This is a genomic window from Desulforamulus putei DSM 12395, assembly GCF_900129195.1.
Lineage (GTDB): Bacteria > Bacillota > Desulfotomaculia > Desulfotomaculales > Desulfotomaculaceae > Desulfotomaculum > Desulfotomaculum putei.
The window spans coordinates 21,190-39,181 of record NZ_FQUY01000019.1 but is presented as its reverse complement, the minus strand read 5'-3'; the positions used below and the strand labels follow the sequence as shown (position 1 = coordinate 39,181).

Here is a 17,992-nt window from a genome sequence, read left to right as displayed (position 1 = left end):
CATCACTCCTTACCGGATTGCTTGCTTTCCACAGGTCTATTAACCGCCTCCGGTTCCACTTCCTGGAACTTGGTTCTTAATACGACAATGTCAACCCGCCTGTTTTGCTGGCGGTTTGCCTCCGAATCATTTGGCTTTCTGGGCCGGTACTCCCCGTAGCCGGTGGCGGAGAGCCGGTCCGGGGGAATATCGCTGAACTCAATTAACCGGTGAACCACGCTGGCCGAACGGGCCAGGGACAGTTCCCAGTTGGACGGAAACCTGCTGGTGCTGATGGGCAGGTTGTCGGTGTGTCCCTCCACCCGGATGTAATTGGGGGTCTGCCGCAGGATGGCCCCAACCTTGTCGACGATATCCCTGGAGGAAGGATTCAGTTCCGCAACGCCCAGGGGAAAAAGCACCACATCCTGGAAGCTTACCACAATTCCTCTTTCCTCTATAGATACGGTGACTTTCCCGGCTAAGCCCTGCTTGTCGACATACTCTTGTATCTGTTTTTGAATTTTTTCCATATTTTTTTCTTCGGCCTTGTCCAGGTAAGACTCCAGTTCTTTACTTTCATCTGCCCCGGGCACCAAAGAAGGCCCGCCGCTTTCCATAATGCTCTGGCTGCCGCCCATGGTTTTGGCCAGGGAGGAAGCGATGGCATAATATTTATTGGCATCAATCTTACTGAGGGTATACATGACCACAAAAAAGATTAACAGCAGGGTGATTAAGTCGGCGTAGGTGATCAGCCACCGTTCGTGGTTTTCCTTTACCGGTTCCTGGCCCCGTTTTTTCATTACGCTTCACCTTCATCTGTTTGGGGCTTGGCTTGCCCGGGTTTAATAAAGGCGTTGAGTCTTTCCCGAATGATGGTGGGGTTGTAACCGGCCTGCAGGGCCAGAACGCCCTCAATCATCATTTCTCGCAGAATCAATTCCTTTTTGCTCAAGTTTTTTAATTTGCCGCCGATGGGCAGCCAGAAAATGTTGGCCGAAGATACGCCGTAGAGGGTGGCGATAAAGGCCATGGCAATGGCCGGCCCCAGGCTGTCGGGGTCCTGCAGGCTCCCCAGCACGTGCACCAGGCCCATGACGGTCCCGATAATACCCATGGTGGGAGCATAACCGCCGGCTGCTTCAAAAATATGGACGCCCACCTGGTGTCTTTCATAGGAAGCATAGACTTCCGTTTCTAAAATACTGCGCACCATCTCCGGGTCGGTGCCGTCCACCACCAACTGCATGGCTTTGCGGAGAAAGGGATCTTCAATGGTATCCAGCTGACTGTCAAGATAAAGCAGACCTTCCCGGCGGGCCTTTTCGGACAGTTCCACAATCAAGTTAATGGTTTCAGTAAAATCCGGCAGTTTTTGGGTCATGGCTGTTTTAACCAATTTGGGTATCGAGAGAACCTCGCTGGTGGAAAAGGCTATCACCGTGGCTCCCAGGGTGCCGCCGATGACAATCACAAAGGCGCTGGGGGCCAGCAGGGCGCCGGCATGTCCTCCTTCCCAGAGGAAGCCGGCAATCAGGCAGGTGGCCGCAAAAACAATCCCCAAGGGGGTCATGATTTCCAATGTCGTCACATCCTCAATAAAAATTGAATTATTTTCTAAATTACGACTTGTTGCCGTTAAAATCCTGCAAATATGCACTATTTTAATTTTTATTTAAGACCTTCCCTGACTTGCCATATTTGGAGCCATGTTAACCCCCTTCTTTCGTAATATTATGTATAATAATGTATAATAGAATGAGAGTATGGAGGATCCTGGTTGGAAAGGAACGATAAACATGAACATTTCTCTCATTCCCACTGCCGCGGCTATCAGCAGGGAGGCCCTTATTAATAAATCGGCAGTTGTGTTCGACATCTTAAGAGCCAGTTCTACAGTTTGTACAGCCCTGGCCAGCGGCTGCAAGGAAGTGATTCCGGTGGTGGAGGTGGCAGATGCCTTTACCCTGGCGAAAACTCTGCCGGACAATAGCTTTTTACTGGGCGGTGAGAGGGGCGCCGTCAAGGTGCCGGGGTTTCACCTGGGCAATTCCCCCCTGGAGTATACTTCCAACGCCGTTAAGGATAAGACCGTTATTTTAACCACCACCAACGGCACCAGGGCCACCCGGCTGGCCGCCGCAGGCAGCGGACAGGTTTTTATCGGCAGTTTGCTGAATGTTTCCGCCGTGGCGAAACAACTGCTGGAAATGGACCGGGACATCGTGCTGGTGTGTGCCGGCACCAGGGGGAAATTTTCGCTGGAAGACACACTGGCGGCAGGGATGGTGACCCGGCAATTATTAAAGCTCCGGCAGACAAAAGGTTTTCCCTCTGCTGCTCAGAGGGAAAACCTGCCCCTTAACGGCCCCGTTTACCCGGATGAGGCGCCGGTGGTTGCAAGCCACGACCTGGTACTGGAGGATGCTGTGGTGGCAGCCCTGCGCCTGGCGGAATTCTACGGTAATAACCCGTTGCGGGCCCTTTATGACTCCCTGCACGGGCAAAAACTGGCCCAAATGGGATTGGCCGCCGATTTGGCCTACTGCGCTCAGGTGGATCTTTTGGATGTGGCGCCGGTCTACAGGGATGGGAAAATTACCGTGGAACAGCCTTAAAGGTTACGGGACAGGTCTGTAATTGGTTCCCGTCGGGAAAGGGACCTGGTAGATATGGATTACGATATTGAAAGTTTGATGAAAATTAGGTAATATTAAAGAGGAAAAGTTTTGGCAGATGCATGGCAGGCTTCTTGGTTGCCAACCGGAAGCCTGTTTTTATTGAAGAGGTGATCACCTTGAAAACCTGGTATGTTGAGGATGCCGGCGGCGGCTGCCGGGCCTTTGGTGAGGTGTTGGTGCTGGTTTGTGAGGAAACCGGCGAGGTTTACTCGGCCCGGGTCCCGGTAACCTGGACCAACAAGATGGGCTGGGAGGAACTGGTTTGCCAGTTAATGATTGACTTGATGGAAAAGGCCCAAGCAAGCCGGGACGACCGGTTTCTGGTCTGTTCCGGCAATATTTTTCATACCTACCACAAGTGGTTATCGGACCATGGTTATAACTGGAAAACCCATAAGATGGACGGGCTGGCCCATGAGGCGGCGGAGAATGAATTCCACCGCATGGTGGTGGAAGCCGGATTTCCCGCCAACATCAAACTGGCAGACAGGGATTACCGCAGTTATTATAACGAAATCGAAAAATGGGTGTCCAGTGACCCGGCGAGGAAACAACGGTACTGGAAGGACAGGGAAGTACGCAAAAAACCGGCCCAACCCAGGTATGTGCTGAAAAGCACTCTGGGCAGGGCACGCAACTGCCATCAGTGCAACCAAAGGATCCCTCCCTTCAGCCCCGCTGTTGAATTAAAATACCGCCAGAACGGCCGCAAGTTGAGGTATTTTTTCCACCCGGCCTGCAGCCCGGTAAAACCCCTGCAGTGCCAGCTGGACCGGCTGGAGGTCCCCTGGAAGGGCGGTCAACTAACCGGCATTCTGGTGCCCTGCCCGGAACAAATACACTGCGCCCTTTGCGGCAGGCCGGTGGAACCCGGCGAAAAGACCTTTTATGCCTATGAGGACAACCGGCTCCTCTGCGGTCATCCGGCCTGTTTTGCCAACACCCGCTCCACAGGCGGCATTTGTTAAACGAACGGAAGGGCGCCTTTGCGGCGCCCTTTAATGATAGGTGGTGGACTGGGACCCGGTCCCTTCCAGTATCAGTTGAAGTTTAGCCAGTTCTTCGACCTCCCGGTTAACGGAGACCAGTTCCTTTACATGATCATACAGCTTCTCCAACCCGGTATGTACATCCCGGATTAATAAAGCGTAGGGCCGGTACTCCCCTTCCTCTTCGAAGGCCAGGGAAGCCCCTTCCTCCAATGCACCCCAATCCCCCAAAATGACTAAGTTTTGCTTTTGGGCAATCAGGTTGATGAATTCCCACATCTCCGGGGTAAAGGCCACAATGAGCCCTTCCCCCCGATCCCAGTCGATTTCTAATACCACCAGGTACTCCGCGGTATTGGTGACCACCAGGTCCCAGGAAAACCAGTAGTCAATCTCTTCTCCCGAGTGGAAACGTTCATACAAGTCGCCCATATCCTCTTTGAGAGACGGAATGATAATAACCACCGCTATTTCAGATTCCCCCAGAAATTCAGGAAATACCACCTGTTTTACCAAAATTGACCTCCCCTTGATCATGGAAAGTATCTAAAAACAATATCCCCGGTTGTTCGCCGGGGTCGTCAAGCAGGCCTTTAAAAGGAATTATAACACAAAAACCGGTCCGTCAATAAGATTTTTACGGCGGGCGAACAGGAATTTTTGTACAAAACTGTACATCTTGTTGTCAAAGTTTGTCATCTATGATACAATTGTATACATAATACGAATCTGTCTCCTTAAAATACACCAATGTTTAAGCCTGCCACTCTTTAGGGGCAGGCTTCTTTCTTGTCTAATAATTTCTGCAGCTTCTTGACCACCGGAACATCGGCTGCCGTGAAATCGTACCGGTTCATCTCGGCGGGGGTCACCCAGCGAAAGTCCCGGCAGTCCCGGGCGACGGGATTTTGCCCCAGGTAGCGGCAGGTGTAGCATAACAACAGGATATGCCTTTCCCCGTAACGGTGGGAAACAACCTCAAAGATATCGCCCACTTCGATTGCCATATCCAATTCTTCTTGTATCTCCCTTTGCAGACCTACCTTCGGGTCTTCCCCAAAATTCAGTTTTCCCCCGGGAAATTCCCATTTCAAGCCGTGTTCTGCATGCTTGTTGCGCTGGGCAATCAAAATTTTATCCTCTTTATGAATGATGGCAGCGGTTACGATGACGGTATGCATAGACTCTCCTCTCATGGACGGAAATGATGTTTGGGCGGATCAAGTCTTCCCATTTTTCCAATATGTAATCAGGCCCGTGCCTCACCAGTTCTTCCCTCCCGGACATCCCCCAGGTTACGCCAATGGAAGTAACACCGGCCCTGTTGGCGGATATGATATCAAAGGGACTGTCTCCGATGTAAGCGGCGGTTTCCACCGGCGCCTGCATGAGTTCCAGGGCCTTGAAGATCGGGTCGGGCTGGGGTTTGTGGCGGGTGACGTCTTCCACCGCCACAACCGCCTCCATATAACGGTCAATGCCCAGAAAGCCAATGCTGCGCAGGGCCACCCGGCGGGTTTTGGAGGTGACAATGCCCAGCCGGATGCCGCTGGCCTTTAAAGCTTCCAACATTTCCATGGTACCGGGAAAGGTTTTGGTCAGGGCGTCATGTTCCAGGGCATAGTGATGCTGGTAGAGCTTGAAAAATTCCAGATACCTGTCTTCCCCTGCAAATGTTTTGGCAATATCTGCCAGGGGCAGGCCGATATGCTTCATGACTTCTGCATCCCCCCAGGGAATATTCATTTCTGCAAAGACCTTTTCATAAGTTCTTCGAATCAGCGGCAGCGAGTCTATCAGTGTTCCGTCCAGATCAAACAATACTGTATGAATGGCCATGGCAATCCCTCCGGTTTTCTTTACGCATTTAAACAACCTACCCCCAATTATAAGCCAACATGCAGCAAAATCTAAGCTAACTTTAAAATAATGTTATAAAAAGTTTGAAAAATTGTCGGGTGCCCTCACCGGCCTGTCACAGCCTCCCTGGGCATCGCCCATTACCCAATCCATAGCATAAATGCCGGGGAATTACTGGAACTGGCGGATAAAGCGTTGTACGCTGCCAAATCGGCAGGCCGCAACAGGGTAAAGGTTGCGTGTAAGTAAAAAAAGAAGGTGGTTGTGGACCCGGGTGGGTCCGCGGCCACCTTCTTACTTCTTGTTCTCTTCTTCCACTAGGTGGCAGGCTACCCAGTGGCCCGGTTTGACTCGCTTAAACACCGGTTCGTGGTGTTTGCAAATATCCTGGCTGCAGAAACAGCGGGTATGGAACCGGCAACCCCGGGGCGGGTTGACCGGGCTGGGCACGTCTCCGGTAAGGATGATCCGCTGCTTTTTGGCCCTGGGATCGGGGATGGGAACCGCGGACAGCAGCGCTTTGGTATAGGGATGCAGCGGGTTGTTATACAGCTCATCATCCCCCGCCAGCTCCACCATTTTGCCCAGATACATGACCCCGATGCGGTCACTGACGTGTTTCACCACGTTTAAGCCGTGGGCGATAAACAGGTAGGTGAGGCCAAATTCCTGCTGCAGGTCCTTTAACAGGTTTAACACCTGGGACTGGATGGAGACGTCCAGGGCGGAAACAGGTTCGTCACATACTATCAGCTTGGGGTTGAGGGCCAGGGCCCTGGCAATGCCCACCCGCTGGCGCTGGCCGCCGCTGAACTCGTGGGGGTAGCGCCGGGCATGGTAGGAGGCCAGACCCACACAGGACAGCAGGTGTTCCACTCTTTTCTGTATCTCCGGTCCCGAGGCCAGTTTGTACAGTTTGATGGGTTCGGCAATGATGTCTCCCACCGACATGCGGGGATTGAGGGACGCATAGGGGTCCTGAAAGATGATCTGCATGTCCTTGCGCAGGGCGCGCATTTCCCCGGGGGTTGCTTTAAAGACATCCTTCCCCTCAAATTCCACCCGTCCTGCGGTGGGTTCCAGCAAGCGCAGAATGAGGCGTCCCGTGGTGGATTTGCCGCAGCCGCTCTCTCCCACCAGTCCGAGGGTTTCCCCTTTTCGGATATCAAAGGTTAAGCCGTCTACGGCTTTGACCTGTCCCACCTCTTTGCCGAAAATCCCCTTGCGGATGGAAAAATATTTGGTCAGGTTTGTTACATGAACCAGCACAGACACTATCGCACACCCCCTTCATGCAGCCAACAGCTGACCCTGCGGCCCGGTGAAACTTCTTTCAAGGAGGGCCGTTCCACGTGGCAGCGGGGCCGGGCTTCGGGACACCGGGGGGCAAAGGAGCAGCCCGGGGGCAGGTTGGTTAAAGCCGGCACCATGCCTTCGATCATGTACAGCCTTTCCTGGTTGTCATTGATATGGGGTATGGACTTTAGCAAACCCCTGGTATAAGGGTGCAGCGGGTTGTCAAACAATTCCAGCACCGGCGCTTCTTCCACCAGTTTACCGCAGTACATCACCACCGCCCGGTCCGCCACTTCAGCCACCACCGCCAGGTCGTGGGTAATCATGATAATGGCAGTTCCCAACTGCTCCTTCAGTTCCAGCATCAGGTCCAAAATTTGGGCCTGGATGGTAACATCCAGCGCGGTGGTTGGTTCATCGGCGATTAAAAGTTCCGGACGGCAGCAAAGGGCCATGGCGATCATCACCCGCTGGCGCATACCGCCGCTCATTTGGTGAGGAAAATCATGTGCTCGTTTTTCCGGTGAAGGAATCCCGGTCAGCCTTAACATTTCAATGCTTTTCTCCAGGGCTTCTTGCTTGTTTAAGCCCTGGTGAACCATCAGGGATTCAGCAATCTGGTGCCCCACCCGGAACACCGGGTTCAGGGAGGTCATGGGTTCCTGAAAAATCATGGAGATGCGGTTGCCCCGGATGGCTCTCATTTCTTTTTCTGTTTTCTTCAGCAGGTCTTCCCCGTTGAACAGGATTTCTCCCCCCACGATACGCCCGGGAGGATTGGGAATCAGCCGCATAATGGAAGTGGCGGTAATACTTTTGCCGCTGCCGGATTCCCCCACCACCGCTAGGGTTTCCCCGCGGTTGAGGTGAAAGCTCACCCCGTCCACTGCCGGTACCACTCCATCCTCCAGGAAAAAGTGGGTTTTTAAGTCTTTTACTTGTAATAATGTCTGTGTCATCGGACCCACCTCCTAGCGTCGTAACCGGGGATCCAGCGCGTCTCTCAGACCGTCCCCCAGCAGGTTAAAGGCCATCACCGTAAGGGTAATGGCAATACCCGGGAAAAACACCAGATGCGGCGCATTAAACATATAACCGCGTCCGCTGCCCAGCATGGTCCCCCATTCGGCATAGGGTGGCACAACACCCAGCCCCAGGAAGCCTAGGGCAGAGGTTTCCAAAATGGCAGTGGAGATCCCCAGGGTGGCCCGTACAATGACAGGAGCCATCACGTTGGGCAGGATATGCCTGAAGATAATTTGCCAATCATTGTTACCGATGGCACAGGCGGCCTGAACATATTCATTCTCTTTAACAGACAGTACCGAACCCCTGACAATCCTGGCATACTCGGGTATAGAGACAATGCCGATGGCGATAATGGCGTTTTCAACCCCCCGGCCCAGCACCGCCATCAGGGCAATGGCCAGCAAGATGGAGGGGAACGCCAGCATAATGTCCATCAAACGCATAATGATGTTGTCCAGCCGGCCACCATAGTAACCCGCCGTTGAACCCAGCACCATGCCCGCCGACAGGGCGATGCCCACGGCAATGAGACCCACCCGCAGCGAAATTCTGGCGCCGTAAATAATGCGGCTTAAAATATCCCGCCCCAGTTCATCGTTTCCCAGCAAGTGCTCGGAACTGGGACCCTGCAAGGCTTTGGGCATGTCGCTTAAATAAGGGTCATAGGGCGCTACATAGGGGGCAAAGACGGCCACCATGGTCAGGGCCAGCAGAAATACCAGGCTTACCATGGCCAGCTTATTTTTGCGCAGCCGGCGCCAGAAATCTGCCGCCGGCGAGTAAACCTGTTCCACAGGTTCATTCACCTGTACAGAAACTTGAGCTTGTGACATACAAAGCGTCCTTTCTTCTTATAGGTAATTCTTTGGGGTCAAGTTGTCAGCCTTCAGTCATCAGCTTTTGAAATTGCCTAGTCCCTAAGCTGACGGCTGATGGCGGATGGCTGACAACTATTAAGAGTACTTAATCCTCGGATCCAGGTAGGCGTACAGGATATCCACGATCAGGTTGACCACCACAAAGATGGTGGCCACCATAATGACGCCTCCCTGGACAACGGGAAAATCACCGGCCAGGATGGCATTGACGATGAAGCTGCCGATGCCCGGCCAGGAGAATACCGTCTCGGTCAATACGGCGCCCCCCAGCAGGGAGCCCATTTGCAGGCCGATGACGGTGGTCACCGGAATCAACGCATTGCGAAGGGCGTGCTTAAAGACCACCACACTCTCGGCCAGGCCCTTGGAACGGGCGGTGCGGATGTAGTCCTGGCGGATTACTTCCAGCATGGTGGAACGGGTCATGCGGGCAATAATGGCCATGGAGTAGGAGGCCAGCGCCACGGCGGGTAGGATCAAATGACTGAGGGCAGATTTAAAGGCCTCCCAGTTGCCCGTTAAAAGACTGTCCAGCAGGTAGAAATGGGTGATGGCGGTCGGTTCCATGCCCACCGCAATACGGCCGGACACTGGCAGCCAGCCCAGTGTAACCGAAAATAAAATAATCAGCATCAGACCCAGCCAGAAGATGGGCATGGAAACACCCAACAGGGCGCCCACCATGCTCAGGTAATCGAAAATCGAATATTGTTTAACGGCCGAGATCACACCAATGGTAACACCAACCACAGTGGCAATCAGCATAGCGGCCACAGCCAGTTCCACGGTGGCCGGAAAGCGGGTAAGCAGTTCATCCGTAACCGGCGCCCGGGTCATCAGAGACCGGCCAAAATCCCCCTGGACAATTTGACTTAAAAAGATACCAAACTGGACATACAATGGTTTGTTAAAGCCCAGTTCCTCCCGCAGGGCCGCCACCTGTTCGGCGGTGGCATGCTGGCCCAGCATCATGGCAGCCGGGTCTGCGGTAAAAAGGTGCAGCACCAAAAACACAAACAGGCTGATACCAAAGAGAACCGGAATAAGGAGCAAAAGTCTCTTGACAATGTATTTCAGCATTTCCATCCCTCTTTCCCCATCGGGGGATCGTATTAAAGTCCTAATATTTTTCCTAATTTCCCCGAACATGAAGACACGAATATGGCGCGGGGCCATATTCGTGTTTCGGTTCAACTTTTGTGTCCAGGTTACTTAATGTCAACGTTACGGAAGTAGACAACGCCCACCGGATGCAGATCAAAGCCTACTACATTCTTGCTGACGGCTGCCATATCTTTGCTATGGCTCAGGAATACCCAAGGAGCCTCTTCCTGAACAATCTTTTGGAGCTCGCTGTAAGCGGCGTTACGTTCTTCCTGGGTCCTGGCAGTACGGCCTTTCACCAGCAGTTCGTCGACTTTCTTGTTGGAGTACTTGGCAGCGTTCAGAGTACTCTTGATTTCCTTGGTTTCCAGCAGGGACAGGAAGTTATCCGGGTCGCCGTTGTCGCCGATCCAGCCATACAACATAAAGTCGCCTTCTTTAACGATTTCCGGGGTGTAAACTTCTTTGTATTCTTTCCATGGGTAGCTCTTGATTTGAACATCGATACCTACTTTACGCAGATCCGCCTGGATGGCGGCGGCCAGTTTGTCGCCACCCACAGGGTTGTAAGGACGAACGGTGGAATAGGTTAACAGGGTCACCTTCAGACCGTTGGGGTAACCGGCTTCCGCCAGCAGCTGCTTGGCTTTTTCAGGGTTATACTCGGGAGCCTTCAGGGTCTTGTCATGGCCGGGCATAAAGCTGGGCAGCATGCTGTTGGGCAGTTCAGCCAGACCCTGGTATAAGTAGTTGATCAGGTTTTCACGGTTGATGGCATGGGCAACTGCCAGGCGCAGTTTGGGATTGTCAAAGGGTTTCTTGTTGCAGAAGAAAGCCAGGTAGTTAATGTTCATACCGGGGTTCTTGATCACAGTAAAACCGGCATCTTCCAGCATCTTGACATCGTTGGGGTCAACACCGTTCATGGCCTGGATGCTGCCGGTCCTTAACTCACTGGCCCGCACGGAGTTTTCTTTCACAATCTTATATACCAGTTTGTCAATCTTGGGAGCGCCGTCCCAATACTCCTTGTTGGCTTCCAGCACAATTTGCTGGCCCTTTTTCCACTCAACAAACTTGAAGGGGCCGGTGCCTACGGGGTGCTCAATGAAGTCCTTGCCATATTTCTGAACGGCAGCCGGGCTTACAATGGGAGCTGCCAGAGCCATGGCCAGGTTGGCCAGGAAGGGAGCATAGGGCTCGCTTAAGATAAACTTAACGGTGTAATCATCCACCTTCTCGACCTTTTGCACCGGGCCGAAGGTAAAGGAAGCATAGGGCATTTCATTGGTGCGCTGAGGAGGTAATTGACGGGATACGCTGAATACCACCGCATCCGCGTTAAAGGGAGTACCGTCGTGGAACTTAACACCCTGACGAAGTTTGAAGGTCCATTCTTTGCCGTCCGGGGAAGCGGACCACTCGGTGGCAAGGGCAGGCTCAATTTCCGTACTGCCGGGCTTGTAGCGTACCAGGCCGTCATAAATGTTTACAATGGGGTTGGCAGACTCGCCGTCATCAACATAAGCAGGATCCAGACCCCTGGGGTCGGCGCCCTGGGCAAACACAAAAACCTTGGGTTTGGCATTGTCGGCAGCTTTTTCCTTGTTATCTCCGCCACCGCAGCCAACCAGCGCCACAGCCAGTAAAGATACCAGCAGCAGCACGAATAAATTTTTTTTCCGGAACATCAACTTGGCATCTCCTCTCCTTGATTCATTTCTTTCCGAAAACGTTGTCCCAGTGTCCCCTCCTCAGACAATTATCCACATGAGACTAATAATTTTTTCTGCGAAAAATAGGATTTTCCTTCACAAAATTCGGGAAATATTTTGTATGCATTTTGGATACTTATTGTTTAATTATAATAAATGCATTATAATTATACAATTGGTGTTAAAAAATGAATTCTATCTCCCTGTCTGGGCAAACTATAAATAATCTGAGCAGGGAGGTGAAATGAAGTGCCCAACATTAAATGCACTGTTACCGAGTGCACATATAACTCCAACGTTATGTGTGACGCACCGATGATTCAAGTGAATCGTTCCGGCGCTGAAAATTCCAAGACCTCTGAAGAAACACAATGCGATACCTTCAAGCCCAAAGCATAAACGTCGAATTCAAGTCGGGGACGGTTCTTAACTTGAATTGACAAACCGGTCTAATTTTGACCGGTATTTTTATTTTTGGCACCTTTTTACATTTGTTGAAATAATATATAGCAAATTCTTGTTAGGAGGTTTGATTTAATTATGAGTGAACAAGTGGAAGCGAAAGGCGGTATGATGCAGCCGACAATGCCAACCATGGTGGCCCCCACTTTCATGCAGCGTTTGTGCGACCTGCTGCATCAAAGGATTACTGTGTCTCTGAACTGTCCCGGCGCCGCTCCCGTGGCAGGCATGTTGCACGCGGTGGGCCAGGATTACATTGAACTGCATAACGGCACCAGCGCCAACACCCAGGCCACCATTATCCCCCTGTGGAATGTCTGCGCTGTTCAGGTGGCCGGCGCCATGGATCAAATTTGCCCGCCGCCCCAACCCTATCCAGGCATGCCCCAGTACCCGGTCAGCCCTGGCATGGGTATGGGACCCGGTATGATGCCTGGGTGCCCGAAGCCCGGCGATTGTCCGCCTCCCGGATGGCCCATATCTCCCGGCATGGGCATGGGCCCGATGCCCGGCGGCCCCATGATGCCGCCCGGTATGATGGAGGTCAAAGACGTTAAAGAGGAAGAAAAAGAAAAATAATAACGGGTCGTTACTGTAAAGAATAAGCCGTCACCATGACGGCTTATTCTTTGACTTGGAGTTATTCCAACACCTGCAGGGTCACAACAGCGGCATCGACTGTAACTTTGGGAATTTCTTTCGTTCCGTAATCAAAGGTACTGTCAAAGGTAACGGTTTGCCCGGGTTCCAGTCTTTTTCCCTGGGACAGTATAAGGTGCCTGGCGTCAAAAACCTCTGCGTCTCCCGTAAGGATTAGCTTGACTTCAACGGAAGTTACCGGATATTCAGAGGTGTTTTTTATGTTACCAGAAACTCTCAGCCAGCCCGCCTCTTGATGGCTGACCACAGATTCAATTTTGACTTTGCTGACAACGGCATCTAACTTTACTGGCTGCTTATCGGACTTTTTGAGTAGACACCCTTGTAGAAGAAAAACCGACAATAAAAGTAAAGCCAGTTTGATTATTTTGGCATTATTCACCAAAATCCCCCCTGACTTTATCATATCATAATCAATAAGCTCACATGCGCAATTTTTAGGGTGGCTGCCGGTAATTTTTATACTTTAGCCGCCGGGAAAACTCTGGACCGCAGTCCGGGGATGAAAGGCGGCTTGGTTTTTAAGTATTGAGTATTTTCTTTTGAGTATGGTAAATTTTAGATATGGATAAGGTTAAATCAACAAGACATTCACGATACCATATTAACTATCACATAGTGTGGATACCCAAGTACCGGCGCAAGGTATTAGTCGGGCATGTGGCATCCAGGGCAAAAGAAATTCTTCGGCAGGTAGCAAAGGCAATGGCGTGGGAAATTGTTGCCCTTGAGGTAATGCCAGACCACGTCCACTGGGGAGTCGTCACGGTAAATAGTGGAATCATACACTAAATAATAGGAAATGAGGTTTGGTTTATGAGTTCACATCTTAAACATGTTACCATCTATACAGACGGCGCCTGCTCCGGCAATCCGGGACCCGGCGGTTATGGGGTGGTGATGCTGTACAAAGACCACCGCAAAGAACTGTCCGGGGGGTTCCGGGATACCACCAACAACCGGATGGAATTACTTGCCGCCATCGTAGCACTGGAAAATCTTAAAGAAAGATGCAGTGTCACCCTCTATACCGACTCCCAGTATTTATACAATGCCATGGAAAAAGGGTGGGCCAAAAAGTGGCGGGCCAACGGCTGGATGCGCAACCCCAAAGAGCCCGCTTTAAATGCGGATCTCTGGGAGAGGTTGTTAAAGCTGTGCGAGTACCATCATGTTAAGTTCGTTTGGGTGAGGGGGCATGCAGGCAACCCGGAAAATGAACGCTGCGACCGGCTGGCGGTGGAAGCAGCCAAACAACCGGATTTGCCGCCTGATCCCCGGTAAAAATCATAAAGGGACAGGGGCAAATAGCCCGCTATCCCTAAATAAACATAAAGGGATCGGATTGGCGTTTGGTTAATTCAAACGTAACGTCCAGCTTATTTTGCCGGCAGGCCTTAACCAGTTTGTCTTGCAGTTCCGGCAATATCAAATGTTCGGTGGCAAAGTGGCCGGCGTCAATAAAATTCAAGCCGGCTGCCAGCATATCCTGGGCCGTATGGTACTTGATATCGCCTGTGATGAACACATCCGCCCCCCTGGCGGCGGCAACAGGCCACAGTTCTCCCCCGGAACCGCCACAAACAGCCACCCTGCGGACATCCCTCCACATACCGCCGCCCACTTTTACGGTGGCCAGACCCAGGGCTTCTTTGACGGAAATAATAAAGTCGGCAAAACTTTTTTGCTCTTTCAAATTACCGATTCTGCCAAGACCGGAGGAACCAACCCGGTTTTCCAGCGGATAGAGGTCATAGGCCACCTCTTCATAGGGGTGCGCCTCCATCATAGCTTTCAGTACGGTCTTTACTTTGGCGGCTGGGACAATGGTCTCCAGGCGGATTTCCTCTACCTTTTCCAGTTGACCCTGCCGTCCGATGTAGGGATTGGTTCCTGCCAGGGGACGGAAGGTGCCTGTACCCTGAACCTGGAAGGTACAATCGCTGTAGTTCCCCAGCCAACCGGCGCCGGCCTCTGAAACAGCCTGCCGCACGGCTTCCACATGATCCACCGGCACAAAAACCGCCAGTTTGCAATATTTCTCCCCTTTGGACGGGTGCATAATTTCTGAATTTGTCAGGCCGAGGCGTTCCGCCAGCAGCTCATTGACGCCACCGGCAGCGCTGTCCAAATTGGTATGGGCAGCATAAACTCCGATATTATTTTTAATGAGCTCGGCCACTAGGGCGCCCCGGGGCTCATCCAACCGGATACTTTTGATCCCTTTCATAAACAGCGGGTGATGGCAGATAATTAAATCGATATCTTTCTCCCGGGCCTCCCGCAGGATCACGTCATCCACGTCCAGTGCCAGCAGCACTTTTTTTACTTTAGCCCGGGGGTCCCCAAGCTGCCAGCCGCTGTTATCCCATTCCTCCGCCAGCCAGCGGGGGGCAAGCCCCTCGATAATATCGGTTATATCCTTGGCAGTTGCCATGCTCCTGTCAACCCCCTATCTCACTCATATTATTTTTATCATTTTGCAGAGACTTTGCCAACTTCTCCAGTTCCGCCAATCTTTCTTTGATCCCGGCGGCTTTTTCCCTGGCCGCCGGTTGACTGCTTTGTTGCAAACCCTCCAGAACGCGCCGGTATTTTTGTCTCAGTCTTTGTAAATGTTCCGTCAATAAAGGATGTCTTTTCTCCCATAACCTGGGGCCTATTTCCAGCATCAGCTGGTCTTTGATCTCCTCGTGTCCTCTCTCTGCCGCCACCGCCAGGTACAGCCTGCCATCCTCCAGCAACAGGGTTTCATCCACAATGGTCCATCCATGCTGTAACAAAAATTGCCGCAGCTCCTTTTCATCGGCCATGGGCTGCAAGATCAGCCTGCGGGCGCCGGCCGCCACTTCCGGAGAAGCCTGTAAAATATCCCTGATGGTACCTCCGCCCATGCCGGCAATGACGATGGTATCCGCTTCCCCCGGCCGGAGCACCTGCAAACCGTTCCCCAGACGAAGATCGATCTTATCTACCGCCCGGTACCGGTGGACGTTGGCGCGGGCCGCTTCCAGGGGGCCCCGGCGAATATCGGCAGCGATAGCCCTGGGTGAAATACCGGTCAAAACAAGGTAAACAGGCAGGTAACCGTGGTCTGTGCCAATATCAGCCACGATACTTCCGCCGGGTACGTAGTTTGCCAGGATCTTTAAACGATTGCTGATTGTAATCATTCTGAAATCCTTACCTTTCTAACAGCTTATTTCGCTGGCGAACCCTCAAACTCCTTTTATTTCTAAGCTTTTCCTTAAAAGCATAGCCATTTTTCAATATATTATTAATTCGACAACCTTCGCCGGGATGCAGCCCCACAAAAAAGCTCCGGGTCAGTAAACCCGGAGAGCAGGTATCAGGACAGGCGCGGTTCTAACATACATCACTTTTAAATTTTCCTATATGTTGCTGCAAATCCTGAGCCAGTTGGTCCAGGACGCCGGCGGAAGAAGCCACCTGCTGGACCGCTGCCGATTGCTGTTGAACAGCAGCGGCAATTTCCGAACTGTTGGCCGTGGCCCGGGAGCAGGCTGCCGCCACCGCCCGAGACTGTTCCACCAGGGAATCCACCAGCGTTTTAATATAATGAAACTTTTCGCCCGTTTCATCGATTAATTGATGCCCGGTCTTTACTTCATTTAGCCCTTCACCCATGCTGTAAATGACATCCCGGGACTGCTCGGTAATTTCCTGGATAATCTTTTCTACGTCTTTGGCCGCCTGGTTGGACCTGTCCGCCAGTTTGCGGACCTCTTGGGCCACCACCGAAAAGCCCCGGCCGTGTTCCCCAGCCCTGGCCGCTTCAATGGCCGCGTTTAAGGCCAGCAGGTTGGTCTGTTCCGCGATATCGCCAATAAGCTGCACAAACTTGCTAATGTCCTCAATCTTATGCCCCAAACTACCGGTATCCCCTGCCAGATTCTCCACCATGCTATGTAAGACCCGCATTTGCTGAACCGCCCGCAGCACAACTTGCTGGCCCTCTTCGGCAGCCCGGGAGGCTTGCTGGGAATAATCGGCGGCCTCCTGGGCAATGGCACTCAAATCCTTGAGTGAATAAGCCAGCTGTTCCACTTGGTCGTTGGCTCCCTGCAGGGAGGCGCTGGTTTCTTCTGAAGACATGTTGAGGGTTTTACTGGAATCGATAAGCTGCCCGGCAACTTTATAGGTTTGACCCATGAGCTGCCTGAAGTTCTGCAGCATGGTGTTAAAGCTGTGACCCAGCCTGGCCACCTCATCGTTGCCCTGGACGTGAAAATCTCTGGTTAGATCCCCCTGGGCCACCACAGTCATATGTTCAGAGATCCGGTTGAGGGGCCTGAGGATTTTACCGATTAACCAGTACATAATCAATCCCATCACCAGCAGCGAAAGAACCAGGTGAACGGCGCTGTCTTTGAGCACCTTATCCAACTGCCTTAATACCTCTGTGCGGTCAAGATTGGCCTTCACATAACTGATGGGCTGACCGCTGTAGTCATAAATGGGAATGATCAGCACAGCCGATGATGCGCCGTTTAGGTACACCAGATGATATCCCTTGCCGGACATGGCTTTCTTTACCTCTCCGGCATCCACCGCCAAAGGGTCCTTGCCGGTTGTTCCGGCCAGGGGTTTGTCTTTGTCAACCTTTTGCCAGGCCACACCGGTACTGGCGTAGGGGTACATAAAGAATTCCCCTCCGCATTGTTCTTTCCAGCGGGCCAGCAGCTTGGAATCAAAGCCCATGCCGTATTCAGCGCTTCCGACATGTTCGCCCTGGTAATAAACCGGGGCAACAACCCGGAAGCCGTAGCCCCCCCGTCCTTCCTCCAGCCCGGCCACCCATTTCTTTTCTTTGTTGCTTTGCACAACGGTGGCCCGGAAGGACGACAAATCATCCCCAAATTTTTCCGGTTGGTGAAGGCGCAGGAAGGAAGTGGCCGGCGGTACATGAAATTGAATTTGTTCTATGCCGTCCCTTTTGGCCTGTTCAAAGACCGGCGCAGTGAGCCGGAAAAGTTCCTCCCTGTTCCTCTCGGCAAAGGCCTTCTGGATATCCGGCATATGAATCACAGCACTGAGGCCCATCCTGGCGGAGGCAAACACCGCCTCCAGGTCATTCCTGACAATGGACTCGATGTTACGGTAGCGGACCTGCTCCTGATGTAAAATGGCGTCTCTCATTTGCCGGTACCCCAGCGTCACCATTGTAACCAGGGAGATGCTCACCAGCATGACCAGGGGAATTAATAACTTTGTTTTAACACTTTGCAGCACCCACCGCACCCCTTACTGTTACCTATTTAGGAAATTTTTAACCTTTTATTCCATATAATATTAAATTATCATTAATGTCCCGG

20 protein-coding genes and 1 pseudogene are annotated in these 17,992 nt (G+C 52.2%); 7 read left to right on the top strand and 14 right to left on the bottom strand.

Annotation, left to right across the window (positions count from 1 at the left end):
* Window positions 1–2 precede the first annotated feature (2 nt).
* Together BUB67_RS11830 and BUB67_RS11825 are read right to left on the bottom strand one after the other, a co-directional pair.
* A complete protein-coding gene (locus BUB67_RS11830; RefSeq protein WP_073239632.1) occupies window positions 3–785 on the bottom strand; it encodes a flagellar motor protein MotB in 783 nt (260 codons plus the stop codon).
* Window positions 785–1,564, bottom strand: a complete 780-nt coding sequence (locus BUB67_RS11825) for a flagellar motor protein (RefSeq protein WP_073239631.1) — start codon at window positions 1,562–1,564, stop codon at window positions 785–787. Before BUB67_RS11825 ends, BUB67_RS11830 begins: the two co-directional genes overlap by 1 nt.
* Window positions 1,565–1,781: 217 nt before the next feature.
* Here BUB67_RS11825 and BUB67_RS11820 point away from each other — a divergent pair, with 217 nt between their 5' ends.
* Both BUB67_RS11820 and BUB67_RS11815 read left to right on the top strand, forming a co-directional pair.
* The gene (locus BUB67_RS11820; RefSeq protein ID WP_073239630.1) at window positions 1,782–2,600 is read left to right on the top strand and encodes a 2-phosphosulfolactate phosphatase; all 819 of its coding nucleotides are present in this window, start codon (window positions 1,782–1,784) and stop codon (window positions 2,598–2,600) included.
* A gap of 170 nt (window positions 2,601–2,770) precedes the next feature.
* Entirely contained in the window at window positions 2,771–3,631 is an 861-nt protein-coding gene (locus BUB67_RS11815; protein ID WP_238457044.1) for a hypothetical protein, read from the top strand.
* Between the two features lie 30 nt (window positions 3,632–3,661).
* Here BUB67_RS11815 and BUB67_RS11810 read toward each other — a convergent pair whose 3' ends face one another.
* The 3 genes from BUB67_RS11810 to BUB67_RS11800 all read right to left on the bottom strand — a co-directional run bounded on the left by BUB67_RS11810 (window position 3,662) and on the right by BUB67_RS11800 (window position 5,527).
* Window positions 3,662–4,168 carry a hypothetical protein gene (locus BUB67_RS11810; RefSeq protein WP_073239628.1) on the bottom strand — a complete coding sequence of 169 codons (507 nt, stop codon included), beginning with the start codon at window positions 4,166–4,168 and terminating at the stop codon, window positions 3,662–3,664.
* A gap of 254 nt (window positions 4,169–4,422) precedes the next feature.
* On the bottom strand, window positions 4,423–4,833 hold the full coding sequence (locus BUB67_RS11805) for a (deoxy)nucleoside triphosphate pyrophosphohydrolase (protein WP_073239627.1): 411 nt from the start codon (window positions 4,831–4,833) through the stop codon (window positions 4,423–4,425).
* Window positions 4,796–5,527 (bottom strand): HAD family hydrolase, encoded by a 732-nt coding sequence (locus BUB67_RS11800; protein WP_238457039.1) that lies wholly within the window; start codon window positions 5,525–5,527, stop codon window positions 4,796–4,798. Before BUB67_RS11800 ends, BUB67_RS11805 begins: the two co-directional genes overlap by 38 nt.
* A 75-nt stretch (window positions 5,528–5,602) precedes the next feature.
* On the opposite strand from BUB67_RS11800, the gene BUB67_RS17240 reads away from it, so the two are divergent.
* The gene (locus BUB67_RS17240; RefSeq protein WP_084127724.1) at window positions 5,603–5,761 is read left to right on the top strand and encodes a diguanylate cyclase domain-containing protein; all 159 of its coding nucleotides are present in this window, start codon (window positions 5,603–5,605) and stop codon (window positions 5,759–5,761) included.
* A gap of 45 nt (window positions 5,762–5,806) precedes the next feature.
* Here the strand turns inward: BUB67_RS17240 and BUB67_RS11790 are convergent, their stop codons facing one another.
* The 5 genes from BUB67_RS11790 to BUB67_RS11770 form a co-directional block, all read right to left on the bottom strand.
* Window positions 5,807–6,787: an ABC transporter ATP-binding protein gene (locus tag BUB67_RS11790; protein ID WP_073239626.1), complete on the bottom strand. Its 981-nt coding sequence runs from the start codon at window positions 6,785–6,787 to the stop codon at window positions 5,807–5,809.
* Window positions 6,787–7,767 carry an ABC transporter ATP-binding protein gene (locus BUB67_RS11785; RefSeq protein ID WP_073239625.1) on the bottom strand — a complete coding sequence of 327 codons (981 nt, stop codon included), beginning with the start codon at window positions 7,765–7,767 and terminating at the stop codon, window positions 6,787–6,789. Before BUB67_RS11785 ends, BUB67_RS11790 begins: the two co-directional genes overlap by 1 nt.
* 12 nt (window positions 7,768–7,779) lie before the next feature.
* Window positions 7,780–8,670 carry a nickel transporter permease gene (nikC, locus tag BUB67_RS11780; protein WP_073239624.1) on the bottom strand — a complete coding sequence of 297 codons (891 nt, stop codon included), beginning with the start codon at window positions 8,668–8,670 and terminating at the stop codon, window positions 7,780–7,782.
* Between the two features lie 120 nt (window positions 8,671–8,790).
* Window positions 8,791–9,795: an ABC transporter permease gene (locus BUB67_RS11775; protein WP_073239650.1), complete on the bottom strand. Its 1,005-nt coding sequence runs from the start codon at window positions 9,793–9,795 to the stop codon at window positions 8,791–8,793.
* 128 nt (window positions 9,796–9,923) lie between these two features.
* Window positions 9,924–11,510, bottom strand: coding sequence for an ABC transporter substrate-binding protein (locus BUB67_RS11770; protein WP_073239623.1), 1,587 nt, complete (start codon window positions 11,508–11,510; stop codon window positions 9,924–9,926).
* Window positions 11,511–11,783: 273 nt separating this feature from the next.
* Here BUB67_RS11770 and BUB67_RS11765 point away from each other — a divergent pair, with 273 nt between their 5' ends.
* Window positions 11,784–11,933: a DUF1540 domain-containing protein gene (locus BUB67_RS11765; protein WP_073239622.1), complete on the top strand. Its 150-nt coding sequence runs from the start codon at window positions 11,784–11,786 to the stop codon at window positions 11,931–11,933.
* 141 nt (window positions 11,934–12,074) lie between these two features.
* Window positions 12,075–12,575 (top strand): hypothetical protein, encoded by a 501-nt coding sequence (locus tag BUB67_RS11760; RefSeq protein ID WP_073239621.1) that lies wholly within the window; start codon window positions 12,075–12,077, stop codon window positions 12,573–12,575.
* 61 nt (window positions 12,576–12,636) lie between these two features.
* On the opposite strand, the gene BUB67_RS11755 is transcribed toward BUB67_RS11760, so the two are convergent.
* Window positions 12,637–13,038, bottom strand: a complete 402-nt coding sequence (locus BUB67_RS11755; protein WP_143157073.1) for a hypothetical protein — start codon at window positions 13,036–13,038, stop codon at window positions 12,637–12,639.
* 182 nt (window positions 13,039–13,220) lie between these two features.
* On the opposite strand from BUB67_RS11755, the pseudogene tnpA reads away from it, so the two are divergent.
* Window positions 13,221–13,409 (top strand): annotated as a pseudogene (gene tnpA / locus BUB67_RS11750) (IS200/IS605 family transposase); the annotation flags it as partial.
* 63 nt (window positions 13,410–13,472) lie between these two features.
* On the top strand, window positions 13,473–13,940 hold the full coding sequence (gene rnhA, locus BUB67_RS11745) for a ribonuclease HI (protein ID WP_073239618.1): 468 nt from the start codon (window positions 13,473–13,475) through the stop codon (window positions 13,938–13,940).
* Between the two features lie 37 nt (window positions 13,941–13,977).
* Here the strand turns inward: rnhA and BUB67_RS11740 are convergent, their stop codons facing one another.
* The 3 genes from BUB67_RS11740 to BUB67_RS11730 all read right to left on the bottom strand — a co-directional run bounded on the left by BUB67_RS11740 (window position 13,978) and on the right by BUB67_RS11730 (window position 17,909).
* Entirely contained in the window at window positions 13,978–15,093 is a 1,116-nt protein-coding gene (locus BUB67_RS11740; protein ID WP_073239617.1) for a Nif3-like dinuclear metal center hexameric protein, read from the bottom strand.
* Window positions 15,094–15,100: 7 nt separating this feature from the next.
* Entirely contained in the window at window positions 15,101–15,829 is a 729-nt protein-coding gene (locus tag BUB67_RS11735; RefSeq protein WP_073239616.1) for a tRNA (adenine(22)-N(1))-methyltransferase, read from the bottom strand.
* Window positions 15,830–16,022: 193 nt separating this feature from the next.
* On the bottom strand, window positions 16,023–17,909 hold the full coding sequence (locus BUB67_RS11730; protein ID WP_143157072.1) for a methyl-accepting chemotaxis protein: 1,887 nt from the start codon (window positions 17,907–17,909) through the stop codon (window positions 16,023–16,025).
* Between the last annotated feature and the right edge of the window lie 83 nt (window positions 17,910–17,992).